12 protein-coding genes are annotated in these 17,334 nt (G+C 68.0%); 1 reads left to right on the forward strand and 11 read right to left on the reverse strand.

The window, feature by feature from the left end:
* Positions 1-8 precede the first annotated feature (8 nt).
* The 7 genes from AVTE2539_RS00720 to AVTE2539_RS00750 all read right to left on the reverse strand — a co-directional run bounded on the left by AVTE2539_RS00720 (position 9) and on the right by AVTE2539_RS00750 (position 9,554).
* The gene (locus AVTE2539_RS00720; protein WP_284408009.1) at positions 9-1,205 is read right to left on the reverse strand and encodes a ribonucleotide-diphosphate reductase subunit beta; all 1,197 of its coding nucleotides are present in this window, start codon (positions 1,203-1,205) and stop codon (positions 9-11) included.
* Between the two features lie 137 nt (positions 1,206-1,342).
* On the reverse strand, positions 1,343-4,285 hold the full coding sequence (locus tag AVTE2539_RS00725; RefSeq protein ID WP_284408010.1) for a ribonucleoside-diphosphate reductase subunit alpha: 2,943 nt from the start codon (positions 4,283-4,285) through the stop codon (positions 1,343-1,345).
* 387 nt (positions 4,286-4,672) lie between these two features.
* The gene (gene ampD, locus AVTE2539_RS00730; protein WP_284408011.1) at positions 4,673-5,314 is read right to left on the reverse strand and encodes a 1,6-anhydro-N-acetylmuramyl-L-alanine amidase AmpD; all 642 of its coding nucleotides are present in this window, start codon (positions 5,312-5,314) and stop codon (positions 4,673-4,675) included.
* A complete protein-coding gene (locus AVTE2539_RS00735; RefSeq protein ID WP_284408012.1) occupies positions 5,298-6,800 on the reverse strand; it encodes a sigma-54-dependent transcriptional regulator in 1,503 nt (500 codons plus the stop codon). The genes ampD and AVTE2539_RS00735 overlap by 17 nt, the downstream gene beginning before the upstream one ends.
* Positions 6,801-6,818: 18 nt before the next feature.
* The gene (locus AVTE2539_RS00740; protein WP_284408013.1) at positions 6,819-8,525 is read right to left on the reverse strand and encodes a two-component system sensor histidine kinase NtrB; all 1,707 of its coding nucleotides are present in this window, start codon (positions 8,523-8,525) and stop codon (positions 6,819-6,821) included.
* A gap of 13 nt (positions 8,526-8,538) precedes the next feature.
* Positions 8,539-8,760, reverse strand: coding sequence for a PP0621 family protein (locus tag AVTE2539_RS00745; protein WP_284408014.1), 222 nt, complete (start codon positions 8,758-8,760; stop codon positions 8,539-8,541).
* Entirely contained in the window at positions 8,757-9,554 is a 798-nt protein-coding gene (locus tag AVTE2539_RS00750; RefSeq protein WP_272567294.1) for a cytochrome C assembly family protein, read from the reverse strand. Before AVTE2539_RS00750 ends, AVTE2539_RS00745 begins: the two co-directional genes overlap by 4 nt.
* Positions 9,555-9,643: 89 nt before the next feature.
* Between AVTE2539_RS00750 and ffh the strand changes: the two genes are divergently transcribed.
* The gene (gene ffh / locus AVTE2539_RS00755; RefSeq protein WP_272567296.1) at positions 9,644-11,023 is read left to right on the forward strand and encodes a signal recognition particle protein; all 1,380 of its coding nucleotides are present in this window, start codon (positions 9,644-9,646) and stop codon (positions 11,021-11,023) included.
* Positions 11,024-11,268: 245 nt separating this feature from the next.
* Here ffh and mdoH read toward each other — a convergent pair whose 3' ends face one another.
* From mdoH to AVTE2539_RS00775, 4 genes are all read right to left on the reverse strand, one after another.
* Positions 11,269-13,341, reverse strand: a complete 2,073-nt coding sequence (gene mdoH / locus AVTE2539_RS00760) for a glucans biosynthesis glucosyltransferase MdoH (protein WP_284408015.1) — start codon at positions 13,339-13,341, stop codon at positions 11,269-11,271.
* A 404-nt stretch (positions 13,342-13,745) separates the two neighbouring features.
* Positions 13,746-15,146 (reverse strand): sigma 54-interacting transcriptional regulator, encoded by a 1,401-nt coding sequence (locus tag AVTE2539_RS00765; protein WP_284405306.1) that lies wholly within the window; start codon positions 15,144-15,146, stop codon positions 13,746-13,748.
* Between the two features lie 19 nt (positions 15,147-15,165).
* A complete protein-coding gene (locus tag AVTE2539_RS00770) occupies positions 15,166-15,879 on the reverse strand; it encodes a hypothetical protein (RefSeq protein WP_284408016.1) in 714 nt (237 codons plus the stop codon).
* The gene (locus AVTE2539_RS00775; protein WP_272569595.1) at positions 15,869-17,329 is read right to left on the reverse strand and encodes a sensor histidine kinase; all 1,461 of its coding nucleotides are present in this window, start codon (positions 17,327-17,329) and stop codon (positions 15,869-15,871) included. Before AVTE2539_RS00775 ends, AVTE2539_RS00770 begins: the two co-directional genes overlap by 11 nt.
* Positions 17,330-17,334 lie beyond the last annotated feature (5 nt).

The raw sequence follows: 17,334 nt of genomic DNA on the forward strand, positions 1-17,334 counted from the left end.
TCGGGAGGCTAATCCCAGGACAGTGCACCGCCGGACTGGTACTCGATGACGCGGGTCTCGAAGAAGTTGCGCTCCTTCTTGAGGTCGATCATCTCGCTCATCCAGGGGAAGGGGTTTTCTTCGTTGGGGAACAGCGCCTCCAGGCCGATCTGCGTGGCGCGGCGGTTGGCGATGTAGCGCAGGTAGCCCTTGAACATGGAGGCGTTCATGCCCAGCACGCCGCGTGGCATGGTGTCTTCGGCGTATTGGTACTCGAGCTCGACGGCCTTCATGAACAGGCCGTTGATCTCTTCCTTGAACTCCGCGGTCCACAGGTGCGGGTTCTCCAGCTTGAGCTGGTTGATCAGGTCGATGCCGAAGTTGCAGTGCATCGATTCGTCGCGCAGGATGTACTGGTACTGCTCGGCGGCACCGGTCATCTTGTTCTGGCGGCCGAGCGCGAGGATCTGCGTGAAGCCGACGTAGAAGAACAGGCCTTCCATCAGGCAGGCGAACACGATCAGCGACTTGAGCAGCGTCTGGTCGGTCTCGGGCGTGCCGGTCTTGAAGTTGGGGTCCATGATCGCCTCAATGAAGGGGATCAGGAACTCGTCCTTGTTGCGGATGGAGGCGACTTCGTTGTACGCGTTGAAGATCTCGCTCTCGTCGAGGCCGAGCGATTCGACGATGTACTGGTAGGCGTGCGTGTGGATCGCTTCCTCGAAGGCCTGGCGCAGCAGGAACTGGCGGCATTCGGGCGCGGTGATGTGGCGGTACGTGCCCAGCACGATGTTGTTGGCGGCCAGCGAATCGGCGGTCACGAAGAAGCCGAGGTTGCGCTTGATGATGCGGCGCTCGTCTTCGGTCAGGCCGTTCGGGTCTTTCCACAACGCGATGTCGCGCGTCATGTTCACCTCTTGCGGCATCCAGTGGTTGGCGCAGGTGGCGAGGTATTTTTCCCAGGCCCACTTGTACTTGAAGGGCACCAGCTGATTGACGTCGGTCTGGCCGTTGATGATGCGCTTGTCGGCGGCATTCACGCGGCGGTGCACGGTGTCGACGGGCGGGGCAGAGGGGGTGGGCGTGCTGCCGGTGGGCAGGCTTTCGGCGGGTGCCGCAGCGGCTTGCGAAAGCGCGGACGGCGACTCCGCCGGGCGGTTGTTTTGCAGACCGCCGTCCAAGAGTTTCTGCGATGAGGGCTTGACTTCTTCGTCCCAGGTCAGCATAGGTTTTCCAATGGTCGGATTATGAAAGCAGCGCTGCAAAATTAAAAGCGCTGGAGCGTGATGCAGCCATGTTTTTGTTGCTTCACTGCACATGCGCGGCACCCTGATCGATCAGGGTGCCGCGCATGGCGTGCGCATCACTGGCAGGCTTCGCAGGTCGGGTCGTCGATCGCGCAGAACTTCACGTCGGTCGCGGGCAATGCCGCGGCCTGTGCCTGTGCTGCGGCCGCAGCGGCTTCGAGCGCGCTGGGCTTGGATGCGGCCTGTGCGCCGCCGCCGTCGGTGCCCGACGACACGGCGTTGAGCTGGCGCGTGTTCACGGTGCTCATCTCGACGTGCGTGGCGCTTTGCGTGCGCAGGTAATACGTGGTCTTGAGGCCGCGCACCCAGGCGAGCTTGTAGGTGTCGTCGAGCTTCTTGCCCGATGCGCCCGCCATGTAGATGTTCAGGCTCTGCGCCTGGTCGATCCACTTCTGGCGGCGCGATGCGGCCTCGACGAGCCACGACGGCTCGACCTCGAAGGCCGTGGAGTACAGCGCCTTGACGTCCTGCGGCACGCGGTCGATGGAGTGCAGCGAACCCTTGAAGTGCTTGAGGTCCATGACCATCACGTCGTCCCACAGGCCCAGGCGCTTGAGGTCGCGCACCAGGTAGCCGTTGATGACGGTGAACTCGCCCGACAGGTTCGACTTGACCGAGAGGTTGCCGAACGAGGGTTCAATGGATGCATCGACACCGACGATGTTGGAGATGGTGGCGGTGGGCGCGATGGCCACGCAGTTGGAGTTGCGCATGCCGTCCTGCGCGATCTTCTTGCGCAGCGCATCCCAGTCCAGCGAGGACGAGCGGTCCACTTCCACGAAGCCGCCGCGGGCCTTCTCCAGCAGCTCGAGCGTGTCGAACGGCAGGATGCCGCGGTCCCACAGCGAGCCCTTGTAGCTCTCGTAGTGGCCGCGTTCCTTGGCCAGCTCGGTCGAAGCCCAGTAGGCGTAGTAGCAGATGGCTTCCATGGATCGATCGGCGAATTCGACCGCGGCCTGCGACGCGTAGGGAATGCGCAGTTCGTACAGGCTGTCCTGGAAGGCCATGATGCCCAGGCCCACGGGGCGATGGCGCATGTTGGAGGCGCGGGCCTTTTCGACGGCGTAGTAGTTGATGTCGATCACGTTGTCGAGCATGCGCATGGCCGTGGAGATGGTCTTGCGCAGCTTGACGTGGTCGAGCTCGCGGCCGTTCGGGCCGTCCTTCAGATGGCGCAGCAGGTTGACCGAGCCGAGGTTGCAGACCGCGGTTTCGGTGTCGCTGGTGTTCAGCGTGATCTCGGTGCACAGGTTGGACGAGTGCACCACGCCGGCGTGCTGCTGGGGCGATCGTACGTTGCAGGCATCCTTGAACGTGATCCAGGGGTGGCCGGTCTCGAACAGCATGGTGAGGATCTTGCGCCACAGGTCGGTCGCCTGCAGCGTGCGCGAGGGCTTGATCTCGCCGCGCGCGGCCTTTTCTTCATAGGCCACGTAGGCCTTTTCGAAGTCGGTGCCGAACAGGTCGTGCAGGTCGGGCACGTTGGAGGGCGAGAACAGGGTCCAGGTGCCCTTCTCCATCACGCGGCGCATGAACAGGTCGGGAATCCAGTTGGCCGTGTTCATGTCGTGCGTGCGGCGGCGGTCGTCGCCGGTGTTCTTGCGCAGCTCCAGGAACTCCTCGATGTCCAGATGCCAGGTTTCGAGGTACGTGCAGACGGCGCCCTTGCGCTTGCCGCCCTGGTTCACGGCCACGGCGGTGTCGTTCACCACCTTGAGGAACGGCACCACGCCTTGCGATTCGCCGTTGGTGCCCTTGATGTGCGAGCCCAGTGCGCGCACGCGGGTCCAGTCGTTGCCCAGGCCGCCGGCGAACTTGGACAGCAGCGCGTTTTCCTTGATCGACTCGTAGATGCCATCCAGGTCGTCGGGCACGGTGGTCAGGTAGCACGACGACAGCTGCGAGCGCAGCGTGCCGCTGTTGAACAGCGTGGGGGTGCTGGACATGAAGTCGAACGACGAGAGCACCTCGTAGAACTCGATGGCGCGCGCTTCGCGGTTGTCTTCCTTGAGCGCCAGGCCCATGGCCACGCGCATGAAGAACGCCTGGGGCAGTTCGATGCGGCTCTTGCGCACGTGCAGGAAGTAGCGGTCGTACAGCGTCTGCAGGCCCAGGTAGTCGAACTGCTGGTCGCGCTCGAACTTCAGTGCGGCGCCGAGCTTTTGCAGGTCGTACTCGAGCAGGCGGGGGTCCAGCAAGTCGTTGTCCACGCCCTTCTGGATGAACACGGGGAAGTAGTTCGCGTAGGCGGCGCCCATTTCGCCGGGCGCCACGTCGCGGCCCAGCACCTCGCGCACGATGGTGTGCAGCAGCAGGCGGGCGGTGGCGTAGGTGTAGTCGGGGTCTTTCTCGATCAGGGTGCGGGCGGCCAGGATGGAGGCCTTGTACACCTCGTCCATGGGCACGCCGTCGTACAGGTTGCGCATGGTTTCGGCCACGATGGGCGCGGCCTGGATGTCGGCGCCCAGGTTGGAGCAGGCGGCCTGGATGAGGCTCAGCATGCGCGCTTCATCGAGGGGCACGCGCTGGCCATGGTCGATCACGTGCAGGGTGGGCACGGCGGGGGTGCGCTGCTCCTGCTGGTGGGCGCGCTCCTGCGAGCGGCGCTCACGGTACAGCACATAGGCGCGCGCGACCTCGTGGTGGCCGCCGCGCATCAGGCCCAGCTCGACCTGGTCCTGGACGTCCTCGATGTGGAACGTGCCGCCGCCCGGGCGCGAGCGCATGAGGGCGCGCACGACGTTCTGGGTCAGCGTGTCCACGACTTCGCGCACGCTGGCCGAAGCGGCGCCCTGGGTGCCGTGCACGGCGAGAAACGCCTTCATCAGGGCCACTGCGATCTTCTGCGGTTCGAACGGCACCACCGCGCCGTTGCGGCGAATGATCTGGTAGTGCGTCAGCAGGTCGCTGCCGGGCTGCGCCGCCGGCGATTCGTCTGCGGCAGTGGGGGCCTGCCCCGTAGCGTTGGTGGTGGATGAAGGGTTTAGCGCAGCTTGCATGAAAGGTCCTTTGGGAGCTGTCGGAAAAGGCGGATCTGGCGGGCCGTAAGGCGGCGCCAAAGCGGAGAACGGGGTGGGGGTTGGGTGCTGGCCCACACGCTATATCTAGGGTGTGCAATGGTAGCAAGACACTACCGGTAGTGTACAGCGCCCTCTGCTCCGGATTCTGGAAACATGCTGTTTCCATGGCCTGGAAGCCGTGGCCGAGGCATGGCGCAAAGGCCGTGTGGATGCGGTTTGGGGAAGGGAAAACGTGGTCTGGCGCAGGACGCCGGGCGTTTTGACTTCAGGAGCCGCGTGGGCCCTGTCTTCCATGGCGGGAGGGCAGCGGGCCCAGAGTGTCGCGGTTTGGCGTCTCGCGTGCAGAGGGTTGGGGAAAACCCTCAATTATGGCGGTGGTCGGGTTGACTTCAGTGGAAACACGTCGGGTGGCCACGGCAGGTCCGCTCGAAGCCGCAGCCAGTCGAAGCCCGGCCCCGGGTCCTGCTTTCTGCCGGGGGCCACGTCTTCGTGGCCTGCCACGTGGGCGATGGGGTAGCGCAGCGGCAGGTCGGCGCAAAGCCGCGCCAGGGTGGCGTATTGGGCGGGCTCGAAGGTCTGGCCCTCCAGCCCCTCCAGTTCGATGCCGATCGAGTCGTCGTTGCAGTTGGCGCGGCCCCGGTAGCTCGACGGCCCGGCATGCCAGGCCCGCAGATCGCAGTCCACGAACTGCCAGAGCCGGCCGTCGCGCTCGATGAAAAAGTGGGCCGACACCTGCAGCCCGCGGATGCCGGCGTAGTAGGGGTGCGCATCCCAGTCGAGGGTGTTGGTGAAAAGCCGGTGCACCTGCCCGCCGCCGTATTCGCCGGGGGGCAGGCTGATCGAATGCACGACGATGAGATCGATGACCGCCTGGGCCGGGCGCGGCCCGAAGTTGGGCGAGGGCTCGCGCGTGGCGTCCCGGTACCAGCCGCCGTCCCACACCGGCCTGTCCCCCGCCTCCGGGCAGGGCACTGGGCCGGGGTGCGGTGCCTCATTCGCTGTCGTCATTCGCGTCGCTGTCGTTGGGCGCGGCAATGTCCAGGCGGGCGATGCGGTAGCGGATCTGCCGCAGGCTGATGCCCAGCCGCGCCGCGGTGGCGGTGCGGTTGAAGCCGGTATCCCGCAGGGCCCGCACCAGAATCTCGCGCTCCTGCTGGTCCAGCCAGGCCTGCAGGTCGCTGGGCAAGGGCACGGAGGCGGCCGGGTTGGCGCTGCGCGGTGTGCCGTTGCCGGGCGGATCCCCCCCGGTGGCGGGCGATGCGCCCGCATCGGCGCGCGCGGCATCGGCGGCCGAGGCGTGCGGGGGCTCCACGTGCAGCTCTTCTCCATCGCTCAGGGCGACGGCGCGGTGCAGCAGGTTCTCCAGCTCGCGCACGTTGCCGGTCAGCGGGTGCATGGCGATGCGGTCGAGCGCGTTCTGCGTGAGGGGCGGCACCGGCGCGCCCGATTCCTGCGCGATGCGCGCCAGCAGCGTGGCGCACAGGGCAGGCAGGTCTTCGCGGCGTTCCCGCAGCGGCGGGATGACCACTTCGATCACGTTGAGGCGGTAATACAGATCCTGGCGGAACCGGCCGGACTGCACATCGGCCGACAGGTCGCGGTGGGTGGCGCTGACGATGCGCACGTCCACGGTCTCTTCCCCCGTGGAGCCCAGCGCCCGCACGCTGCGTTCCTGGATGGCACGCAGCAGCTTGGACTGCATCGCCAGCGGCAGGTCGCCGATCTCGTCCAGGAACAGCGTGCCCCCGCGTGCCGCCTGGAAGTAGCCGTCGCGGTCCTGCGTGGCGCCGGTGTACGAGCCCTTGCGCGCGCCGAAGAATTCGGCTTCGAGCAGGTTTTCCGGAATGGCGCCGCAGTTGACGGCGACCAGCGGTCCGTCCGCGCGCTGGCTGCTGGCATGCAGCGCGCGCGCCACCAGCTCCTTGCCGGTGCCGGATTCGCCGCGGATGAGCACGGGCGCCATGCTGCGCGCCACCTTGGCGATGCGCTGCTTGACGTTGCGCATGGCCTCGGACTCGCCCACCAGCCGGTCCAGCGACAGCGTGGTGCCGCCGGCCACGGCCTCTTGCGGGGCGCGCGGCGCGGTGCCGGGGCGGGCCGAGCGGGGCGGCGGCACGCCGCCCGTGCCCTGGACCGCCGATGCGACGACCGAGCGGAACTGCTTGAGGTCCACCGGCTTGGTGAGGTAGTCGAAGGCGCCCGAGCGCAGGGCCTCCACCGCGTTCTCGGCCGAGCCATAGGCCGTCATGACCACGCAGCGCTCGCGCCGCTGCTGGTCGCGCAGCTCGTGCAGCAGCTCCATGCCGAAGCCGTCCGGCAGGCGCATGTCGGTGATCACGGCGTCGAACTTGCGGGCCTGCAGCTGCTGGCGGGCCTCCTGCAGGTTGCCTGCCGTTTCGACCCGGTAGCCTTCGCGCAGCAGCGTCAGCTCGTACAGGGTGCGCAGGTCGGGTTCGTCATCGACGACGAGGATCGTGGCGGCGTTGGCGTTCATGGACAGGTGCGGGCGGGGTCAGACGACGATTGTGTCAAACAGCGTGGTGTTCGGATCCTGCGGCCGGGCGTTCTTGCGGAATACGACCGTGAACGCGTTGCCGCCGACCGCCCCGCGCGGCAGGTTGCGGGTGAGGCGCTGGTAGCCGATCGACGCGCCGTGCCGCTGGCACAGCTCGCGGCAGATATAGAGGCCCAGCCCGCTGGAGCGGCTTTCCGAGGAAAAGAAGGGCTCGAACAGGTGGCGCTCCACGGTCTTGTCCAGCGGCGCCCCGTCGCTCCACACCTGCAGCCCCACGGCGCCAGCCGCGCTGACGTAGGTGGCCACGTAGAGCGAGTCCGGCTCGCCGCCCATGTAGCGCAGCGCGTTGTCGAGCAGGTTGACGAGCACGCGGCGCAGGTGTTCGGCGTCGAACTCCACGGGCGCGCGGCCCGCCTCCAGCGCGAGCTGGGCCCGGCGCTTGCCCGGGTCCTGCGCCTGCCAGTCGCTCCAGACCTGCGCTACCGCCTCGCACAGCACGACGGTGGAGGCGGGGGCGTGGCTGATCTGGTGCTGCACCCGGGCGATGTCCAGCACCTCCTCCGCGATGCGGGCCAGCCGCTCGGCGTTCTGCTGCACCATGTGGGCCAGGCGCTTCTGGCCGGGCTCGTGCAGTTCTTCTTCCAGCAGGGCATTGGCCTGCATGATGGCCGCGAGCGGGTTGCGGATCTCATGGGCCACGGCGGCCGACATGCGGCCCATCGAGGCGAGCTTCTCGGTGCGCAGGCGGGCCTCCATCTCGCGCAGGTCGTGCAGGAACATCACGCACAGGTGCTCGCCCCCGGTCTCGCGCGCGATCTCCTGCGACGACGTGAGCCAGGCCCGTACGTGCAGCGCCAGCGGGCTTTGCCCCGGGTGCAGCACGTCCACGTCGGCGCTTTGCGGCTTGCCTTTCTGGAAGGTCTGGCGCGCCATGGCCAGCAGCGGCTTCCAGGGCGAGGAATGGGCCATGGAGAACGGCAGGGCGTGGCGGGCGTTGGTGCCCAGCAACCGCAGCGCCGCGGGGTTGGCGATGCGCACGGTGTCGCGCTGGTCCAGCACCAGCACGCCGTCCGACAGGTTGTGGATGACCAGGGCGCTCACCTGTTCCTGCACCTTGGCTGCCATCTGGCTGGCCTGGGCCAGCTGCTGCTCCCGGTTCAGGCGCGAGGCGAGCTGGTGCACCAGGTAGGCGACGATGAAGTAGCCCGTGCCGGTGAGGGCCGTCTGGAAATAGCGCTGCGTGGCGTCGGAGCCGCCGCTGCTGCCCAGCCACCAGGCCCATGCCAGCAGCAGCAGCGTCACCGCCGCGGTCGTGCCCAGGGCCAGGGTCAGCGTGCCCAGCACGCCGGCCATCAGGATGGGCAGGCCGAACAGGGGCGTGAAGTTCATGGAGCCCACGTGCAGGATCTGCAGCGTGCTGATCAAGGCCAGGTCCACGCCGATCGAGCACATCCACTGCAGCCACGAATGGGGCCCGGGCGGCGCATTGCCGGCCAGCACCAGCAGCAGCACGGTGGCCACCAGGTAGCCGGCGCAGATGCCCAGCAGCAGGGGTTCGTAGGACTGGTTCAGCGCCACGCCCAGTCCCTGCAGCAGCAGCAGGGCGGCGGCCACCATGATGCGGCCCGACAGGAAGCTGCCCCACAGCCGGGCGAAGGGGGCGTCGGCGGACAGCAGGGCGCTGGCGCGTTTCAGGGCCGGCACGGGCGGAGGCCTTTCACGCCGGCCCTTGGCGCTGGTGCTCGGGAGTGCAGTAGCTCGCGCCGCCGTCGGTCAGTGCCTCGGAGCGGGGGATGTGCACGCCGCACCGGGCGCAGGACACCATGGCCTGCGGCAAGGCGGGGCGCGCCGCGGCGGGCGGTGGCATCTCCCGGCGCCGCTGGTTGCGCCACACGCCGAACGCGATGACCAGCACCGCCATCAGGACGAGGTATTTCATGCGGCCCGCCCCAGGACCACTTCGAGCACGAAGCGCGAGCCCACGTAGGCCAGCAGCAGCAGGCCGGCGCCGGCATACAGCACGCGCACTGCGCTGCGCCCGCGCCAGCCGAAACGCGCGCGCCCGATCAGCAGCACTGCGAACGTGATCCACGACAGGACCGAGAACACCGTCTTGTGCTCCCAGTTCCAGGCCCGGCCGTACAGCGTTTCGCCGAACAGCCAGCCGGCCACCAGCGTGGCGGTGAGGAGCACGAAGCCGGCCATCACGAAGCGGAACGTGAGGCGCTCCAGGGTGAGCAGGGGAATGCCGCTGTGCGGGTCCGCGGCCTGGCGGATCTTGCGCTCCGCGCGGGTCATGAGCCAGGCGTGGACCACGGCGGCGGCGAACAGCCCGTAGGACGCGATGCCCAGCGCCAGGTGCAGCGGCAGCCAGGCGGATGCGTTCACGTGCAGGGGCTGGCCCGGAAACAGCAGCGCGAGCACCACCGCCACGGAGCCCAGGGCGCCCAGCAGCCAGCGGGCCTGGAGTTCGGGAAACATCTGGCGTTCGACGGCATACACGGTGAGGACCAGCCATGCCGTCATGGAGAGGGCGGGCGCGAAACCGAAGTGCGGCGTGCCTCCGAGCAGGCTGTAGGCCAGCACCGCCGCGTGCAGGCCCCAGGCGACCCAGAGCGCGGTGCGGCCCGTTTTGCCGCCGAACCGCGCGGCGGCCACGGCGGGGGCGGCGTAAGCCATCGCCGCGGACAAGGCCAGCAGCCAGCTGACGGGAGACGCACTGGGTAAAATCATGGACTCACAGTTTAGCCCTTCGCCCGCCCCCGGCGGACCTGCCTGCGGCACCAGCCGCCCAGGCACAGGGGCACTTCCGGAACACTCCTATGGCCTCCGCCCTTACCGAAAAACTCACGCGACTCGTCAAGGAGATGCGCGGCCAGGCCCGCATCACCGAATCTAACGTCCAGGACATGCTGCGCGAAGTGCGCATGGCGCTGCTGGAGGCCGACGTGGCCCTGCCGGTGGTGCGCGACTTCATCGCCCGCGTGAAGGAAAAGGCCCTGGGCCAGGAGGTGCTGGGCTCCCTCAAGCCGGGGCAGACGCTGGTGTCCATCGTGAACCGCGAACTGGCCGCCACCATGGGCGAGGGCATCGCCGACATCAATCTGGCGGCCCAGCCGCCCGCGGTGATCCTGATGGCCGGCCTGCAGGGCGCGGGCAAGACCACCACCACCGCCAAGCTGGCGAAGCACCTGATCGAAAAGCGCAAGAAGAAGGTGCTCACCGTGTCGGGCGACGTGTACCGGCCCGCCGCCATCGAGCAGCTCAAGACGGTGACGGCGCAGGCCGGCGCCGAGTGGTTTCCGAGCACGGCCGACCAAAAGCCCCTGGACATCGCCCGCGCGGCCATTGACTACGCCAAGCGGCATTACTTCGACGTGCTGCTGGTGGACACGGCCGGGCGCCTGGCCATCGACGAAGCCTTGATGAACGAAATCAAGGAACTGCACGCCGCGCTGAACCCGGTCGAGACGCTGTTCGTCGTCGATGCCATGCAGGGGCAGGACGCCATCAACACCGCCCGCGCCTTCAAGGAGGCGCTGCCGCTCACCGGCATCGTGCTGACCAAGCTGGACGGCGACTCGCGCGGCGGCGCGGCGCTGTCGGTGCGCCAGGTGACCGGTGCGCCCATCAAGTTCGCCGGGGTGTCCGAGAAGATCGACGGCCTGGAAGTGTTCGATGCCGAGCGCCATGCCGGCCGCATCCTGGGCATGGGCGACATCGTCGCGCTGGTCGAGCAAGTGAGCGCGGGCGTGGACATGGAGGCGGCGCAGAAGCTCGCGGCAAAGGTCAAGAGCGGTGACGGCTTCGACCTGAACGACTTCCTGTCGCAGCTGCAGCAGATGAAGCAGATGGGCGGCCTGTCCAGCCTCATGGACAAGCTGCCGGCCCAGTTCTCCGCCAAGGCCGGCCAGGTGGACATGGACAAGGCCGAGAAGGACATCCGTCGCAAGGAAGGCATCATCCAGAGCATGACGCCCCTGGAGCGCCGCAAGCCCGAGCTGATCAAGGCCACGCGCAAGAAGCGCATCGCCGCCGGCTCCGGCGTGCACGTGCAGGAGGTGAACCGCCTGCTGAACGAGTTCGATCAGATGCAGGGCATGATGAAGAAGATGAAGGGCGGCGGCCTCATGAAGATGATGAAGCGCATGGGCGGCATGAAGGGCCTGGGCGGCGGCGGGATGCCGAAGCTGCCGTTCTGACCCGAGCCCCGACGCCCGCCGTGCCGGGCGGACCGCAGGCACCGGCGGCGGCATTTTGCTATCAAAAATATAGCGATATGCCCTAGGGAATCATGCGCTGGAGCCCGAAAAGACTTTGATCTATCGTGCGTGCGTGTGCGCTTGGTGGATGGAGCCAGATCTCTCCATAGAAAAAGCCGACCCGAGGGTCGGCTTTTTCATTGAAGCGCCGCGGTGGGCGGCGCGTGTTGGCAGGTTGCTGCCGCTCAGGCCGCCTTCAGCACCGGGGCTGCGGAACGCTGGGGGCGGTTCTTCAGCTGGGTGGCATGCATCCATGCGCGGCGCAGGACGGGCGGAGACCATGCCTCTTCGGGGATCAGCAGCAGGCGCTGGGCCCGCACGGCACGACCCAGGGCGATCTGGCTGGAAACCACCACCAGCGGGATGGACAGGGCCAGCGGCAGGCCGACAGGCATGAGCCAGATCAGCGCGCTCGGGTCGATCAGCGCCACGCCCAAGCCCAGCAGGGCGATCACGCCGGTCATCGGGGCCAGTTGGCGCACCGCATCGCTCCAGGGCACAGCGTTGGCTTCGCGGGGAGGCGACTTCCAGTCCAGCTTCAGGCCGGTGAGGGCGATGATCACGAACAGCGAATGGGCCAGCATGCGGATCGGGGCCTGCAGGATGGCCAGCACGCTTTCCAGGCCTGCGCTCTTCAGCAGGCTGGCGGTACCGCCGTACTGCTTTTGCTCACCCTTCATCAGGATGGCCGTCACACCCAGCGCACGGGGCAGGAACAGCATGCACAGCGTCCAGGCCCACAGCGCCATCAGTTCGCTGGGGAGGATGTTCCAGTCGGACACCAGGCGGGCACCGGCCAGCCACAGGGCCGTGCCGAAGGTGATGAAGGCCAGCCACAGGGGCGCCGACAGGTAGGCCATGGCGCCGGTGACGAACATGGCGCGGTGCACGGGGTGGATGCCGGGCTCGGCCATCAGGCGGGCGTTCTGCAGGTTGCCCTGGCACCAGCGGCGGTCGCGCTGCAGCTCGGACAGCAGGTCCGGCGGTTGTTGCTCGTAGCTGCCGACCAGGTCGGACACCAGCCACACGTGGTAGCCGGCACGGCGCATCAGGGCTGCTTCCACGAAGTCGTGCGACATGATGCCGCCGCTCATGCCGCCGGTGCCCTTGATCGGGGCCAGCGCGCAGTGTTCCATGAAGGGCTGCACGCGGATGATCGCGTTGTGGCCCCAGTAGTGGGACTCGCCCAGTTGCCAGAACTGCATGCCCAGCGTGAACAGGCGGCCCGTCACGCGGGAGGCGAACTGCTGTGCACGGGCGTGCAGGGTGACGTGGCCGATGGCCTGGGTGGCGGTCTGGATGATGCCGGCGCGGGGATGCGCTTCCATCAGCTTGGCCATGGAGACGATGCAATCGCCGCTCATCACGCTGTCGGCGTCGAGCACGACCATGTAGCGGTAGTCCTTGCCCCAGCGGCGGCAGAAGTCGGCCACGTTGCCGGCCTTGCGGTGGCTGCGGCGGGTGCGCAGGCGGTAGTACACCTCGACCTGCGGCTGGTTGCCGTTGGCGGCCAGGGCGGCGCGCAGGTCTTCCCATGCGGCGCGTTCGGCGGCGGCGATCTTGGGGTCGTAGCTGTCGGACAGCACGAACACGTCGAAGGTCTTGGCATGCCCCGTGGCGGCCACGGATTCGCAGGTGGCGCGCAGGCCGGCGAACACGGTGGAGACGTCCTCGTTGCAGATCGGCATGATGATCGCCGTGCGCGCATCGGCGTTCAACGGGTTGTTGCGCACGCTGGCGGCGGACAGCGCGTGCGCGTCGCCCCGCAGCATGACCCAGAAGCCCATCACGCCGGTCAGGAAGCCGGTGACGACCCAGGTGGAGAGCAGGGCGAACAGGGCGAGCTGGCCGTATTCGAGCCAGGCGCTGTCGTAGCTGGGCTGCACGCCTGCGAACAGCGTGGTAGCGAGCGCGCTGCTGGCCACGGTCAGCAGCATGAACACCAGGCGGCGCTGCTGGGCGGCCTGTTGCCACGTTTCGGTGGTTTCAGAACCTTCGGCGGGGCGGTTGCGCTGGCCGTTCAGGCGCATGAGCAAGGCGGTGCCGATGCTGTTCCAGAAGCCGCGCCATGGCAGGGGTGCCATGGAGCCGCGGTGCACCGGCGGTGCGGTGAGCGAGTTGGGGTGGCGTTCTTCGCGCAGCGTGCTGCGGTCAGAGGCCACCGGCCGGGGGTACGTGGCGCCGCGCCGCGCCACCACGGCGGGTGCGTGCGCAACAGCGCCGACACGTCCTGCACGGGAAGATTGATGTGGGTCCATGGTTCCCTCACTGCGAAGTTGGGTTGTCGTTGGGGAAGAAGCGGCCGTCCGGCTTTCGGCGACAAACGCGCCGAAGGCCGAGGACGGGGCCGGACGCGCAGAGGTTTCACCCCGGGCCGCCTGCGCCGGTGGCTGTCCTGCAGCCACTCCTGCTGCAGGTGTCCGGTTCGCATCAGCGCGGTGCGCTGGGCGGGCGGTAGAGGAGGAAATTACTTGCGTCATGCCGGTCTATAGGGCAAACCCTGTGCCAGCTTCTAAAAGTCTTTTTAAATCAAAGACTTACGACGTTTTTGGTCTGTAAGTGGTTGTGCGGCGCAGCAAAACCACTTCAAAACGGCCGAATCTGTCGGGATTCAGCGACCCATCCCTGGGTAGGAAACCAAATTTCCTTTTAAATCAACGACTTAGTCCTGTCGCTCATCGGCGACATCGTCTGCCGCGCCCGCATCAGCCTTGAAATTGCCGGGGGTCAGCGCGTGCTTTTGCAGCAGCCGGTAGAACTCGGTGCGGTTGCGCTGCGCCAGGCGGGCGGCGTCGGCCACGTTGCCGTCCGTCATCTTGAGCAGGTCCACCAGATACTCCCGTTCGAACCGCTGGCGGGCCTCGGCGAAGCTGAGCACCTGGGCCGAGGGCGTGCGCAGGGCGCGCTGTACGAGGCCCAGCGACACCAGGGGCGTGGTGGACAGGGCGCAGACCTGTTCCACCACGTTGAAGAGCTGCCGCACGTTGCCGGGCCAGGCGGCCGTGGTCAGCGCCTTCAACGCCTCCGGCGAGAAGCCGGACAGGCGCTTGTCGTACTTTCGGGCCAGGTTGTCCAGGAAGTGATTGGCCAGCAGCGCGATGTCCTCGCGCCGGTCGCCCAGCGTGGGCAGGGTCAGCGTGACCACGTTCAGGCGGTAGTAGAGGTCTTCCCGGAACTGGGCGGCGGCCATGGCCGTTTCCAGGTCCCGGTGGGTGGCCGAGATGATGCGCACGTTCACCGGCGTCGCCTGGCTCGCGCCCACCGGGCGCACGGCGCGCTCCTGCAGCACGCGCAGCAGCTTGACCTGCAGGGCGGGCGGCATGTCGCCGATTTCGTCGAGCAGCAGCGTGCCGCCATCCGCGGCCTGGAACAGGCCCTTGTGGTTGGTCACCGCATCGGTGAACGCGCCCTTCATGTGGCCGAACAGTTCGGATTCGAGCAGCGCCTCGGGAATGGCGCCGCAGTTGACCGCCACGAAGGGCCGGTTGGCGCGCGGACTGGCGCGGTGGATGGCGCGTGCCAGCAATTCTTTGCCGGTGCCGCTGTCGCCCAGCAGCAGCACGCTGGCATCGGACTGCGCCACCATGTGGGCCTCGGCCAGCAGGTCCGCCATGCGGTTGGAGCGGCTGATGATCTCGGCGCGCCAGGCGTCGTCGGCGCGGGTGGTCTGCGCCGTGGGCGTGCTGAACGCCAGGGCCTGGGCGATCTTGTCCAGCAGGTCCTTGGCGTCGTAGGGCTTGGTGAGGTAGGTGAAGACGCCGCGCGCCGTGGCCTCCACCGCATCGGGGATCGTGCCGTGCGCGGTCAGCAGGATGACCGGCAGCGAGGGGTGGCGCGAGCGCACCTCGTCGAACAGCGCCAGGCCGTCGCGCCCCGGCAGGCGCACATCGCTCAGCACGAGCTGGGGACGGTCGATGTCCAGCTGCGCGAGCGCGGCCTCGGCGGAGGTCACCGCCGTGACCTCGTATCCCGCGCCCTGCAGGCGCAGGGACAGCAGCCGCAGCATGTCGGCGTCGTCGTCCACCACAAGGATGCGTTGGCGGTGTCCGGAGGAAGCTTTCATGGTGGCGATCGGTTGGCGGTCAGCGTTGGGGTTCTGCGGCGGGCGGGGGTTGCGCGCCCTTGGCGGGGTCGTTGACGCCGCCGGGCCGCGCGTTCAGGCTGCGCTCGATGGCGCGCATGGCCTCCAGCCGGTCGTTCAGCTGGTCGATCCGCCGCTGGGCATCGCGCAGTTGCTGGTTCTGCCGGTCCAGCTGGTCTTCCAGCCGGCGCTGCTGCAGCAACCGGCCTTCCAGCAGGCGGGCCAGGGGATGCAAGGCCGGTGCGGGCGCCGTGGTGTCGGCCATCACGCGCTGCACCAGCCCGAGGGCCCGGGCTGTGTCGGGCGGCTGGCGAGTGTGCATTAGCACGATGGCCAGCTGCAGCGGCTTTTCGGGCGACTGCTGCTGTGCGTTGGACAGCTGCGTGATCTCGGCGGCAAGCTCTGCCGTGCCCATGCTGCGCACCTTGTCCGCGTACTGCAGCATCTGCCGCGGAACGGAAGGGCGCTGGCTGCCGTTGTTGTCCTTGCTGGCGGGTTCGGACACCGGGGCGGGGGGCTCGTCGGGCTCTTCCTTCGGCGGCGGGGCGGTGGGCGCGGGCACTTCCACGGGCGGAGGTGGCGGCGGTGCCGCCGGCGGTGGATTGGCGCAGCCCGTGCTCAGCAGGGCCACCGCCAGCAGCAGGCCGGCCGGCCCGGCGCGGCGCGCACCGAAGACCGCTCGCGGGACGGAGTGCGACGGGAAATCAGGAGACATGGGGCAATTCAATGCGGAAGGGGGTGCGTTCGCCGTCTTCCACAAGGGTGACGTGACCGCCGTGGGCGCTCACGTATTCCTGGACGATGGACAGGCCGATGCCCGTGCCGCGTGCGGCGTCCTCGGGTTGGCGCACACCCCGGTAAAACGGTTCGAAGATGCGGGAGCGGTCATTCTCATGCACTCCGGGGCCGTCATCCGCGAAATCGATGCGAATCCGGTCGGGAAAACGTGACAAGGTGATCCGAATCGTTCCGCCGCGCGGCGAAAACCGGATGGCGTTCGACAGCAGGTTGCTGACCGCCGGGGCGATCTTCTCCGCATCGATCTGCAGCGCCACCGGCGCACCCTCCACCACCACGTCGAGCTTCTTGGCCTGCCAGTGCAGGCGCTGCGCCTCCACCTGGCTTTCGATGAGTGCGAGCAGGTCGGTCTCCGCGCGGCGCAACTGGCGCGCCTCGAACGCCGCCGCATTGAAGCGCAGCAGCGCCTCGATCTCGCCCTGCAGCACCAGGGTGTTCTGGTGCAGGATGTCCACCACCTCGCGCTGGCCTTCGGTCAGCTCGCCCGTCACGCCGTCCTGCAGCAGCGCCACGCCTTCGCGCATCGAGGCCAGCGGCGTCTTGAGTTCATGGGAGACGTGCCGCAGGAAGCGGGCCTTGTCGGCATCCAGCTCCAGCAGCCGCATGCGCAGCCATTCCAGCTGCTGGCCGACGCGGCGGATGTCCACCGGGCCGGACAGGTCGACCGCCTGCGACAGGTCGTTCTCGCCCAGCAGGCGGATGGCGTGCTCCATGCGCTTGAACGGCCGGGCCAGCCAGATGCCGAAGGCCAGCGCCAGGGCGAGCGCCAGCACGATCACGCCCACCACCTGGTGCGTCACCTCGCGCCGGCTGGCCTCGATCTTCTCCAGCAGCTCGGTGCTGCGCTGCGCGTTCATGTCCTGCACGGTCTGGGCGATGGTGCCGTTGAGCGCGTCCAGTTCGAGGAACAGCGCTGCCACCACCCGCTCGTTTTCCAGCGACAGGGCCGCGGGGCCGTCCAGCAGCGAGGTGACCTCGCCCAGGTGCTTGCGCCACTGGTTGGCCAGGTCCGGCGGCAGGCCCTTGGCCTCCAGCCGCTGCAGGATGTCGCGGGCCTCGCGCGAGACCTCGTCGAACCGCCGCCGCAGCGACTTGTCGGCCAGCACCAGGGACTGGCGCGCCGCGCGCTCCAGTGTCTGGCTGCGCCCGTTCAGGCTCTGCGCCGAAGCGTTGAGCTGGATCGCCTCGGCCGCGCCGTTGCGGCTCTGGCCCATCAGCTGCTCCAGCGTGAAGATCGCCCGCAGCGAACTGGCGCCCAGCAGCCCGGCGATCAGGAGGAAGGCCAGCAGCAGCATCTGCTGGAACGACAGGCCGCCCAAGGCCGCGACCCCTTGCTGCCGGCGCAGGAAGCGCATTGCGAATGCCACTCCCA

Origin of the sequence: Acidovorax sp. SUPP2539, from assembly GCF_030158975.1 — a bacterium.
GTDB lineage: Bacteria > Pseudomonadota > Gammaproteobacteria > Burkholderiales > Burkholderiaceae_C > Paracidovorax.

Coding starts and splice junctions, on each gene's coding strand:
- AVTE2539_RS00720 (WP_284408009.1), bottom strand. CDS start 1,205: ATGCTGACCTGGGACGAAGAAGTCAAGCCCTCATCGCAGAAACTCTTG.
- AVTE2539_RS00735 (WP_284408012.1), bottom strand. CDS start 6,800: ATGAACGCCAACGCCGCCACGATCCTCGTCGTCGATGACGAACCCGAC.
- AVTE2539_RS00750 (WP_272567294.1), bottom strand. CDS start 9,554: ATGATTTTACCCAGTGCGTCTCCCGTCAGCTGGCTGCTGGCCTTGTCC.
- mdoH (WP_284408015.1), bottom strand. CDS start 13,341: ATGGACCCACATCAATCTTCCCGTGCAGGACGTGTCGGCGCTGTTGCG.
- AVTE2539_RS00745 (WP_284408014.1), bottom strand. CDS start 8,760: ATGAAATACCTCGTCCTGATGGCGGTGCTGGTCATCGCGTTCGGCGTG.
- AVTE2539_RS00770 (WP_284408016.1), bottom strand. CDS start 15,879: ATGTCTCCTGATTTCCCGTCGCACTCCGTCCCGCGAGCGGTCTTCGGT.
- ffh (WP_272567296.1), top strand. CDS start 9,644: ATGGCCTCCGCCCTTACCGAAAAACTCACGCGACTCGTCAAGGAGATG.
- ampD (WP_284408011.1), bottom strand. CDS start 5,314: ATGACGACAGCGAATGAGGCACCGCACCCCGGCCCAGTGCCCTGCCCG.
- AVTE2539_RS00765 (WP_284405306.1), bottom strand. CDS start 15,146: ATGAAAGCTTCCTCCGGACACCGCCAACGCATCCTTGTGGTGGACGAC.
- AVTE2539_RS00725 (WP_284408010.1), bottom strand. CDS start 4,285: ATGCAAGCTGCGCTAAACCCTTCATCCACCACCAACGCTACGGGGCAG.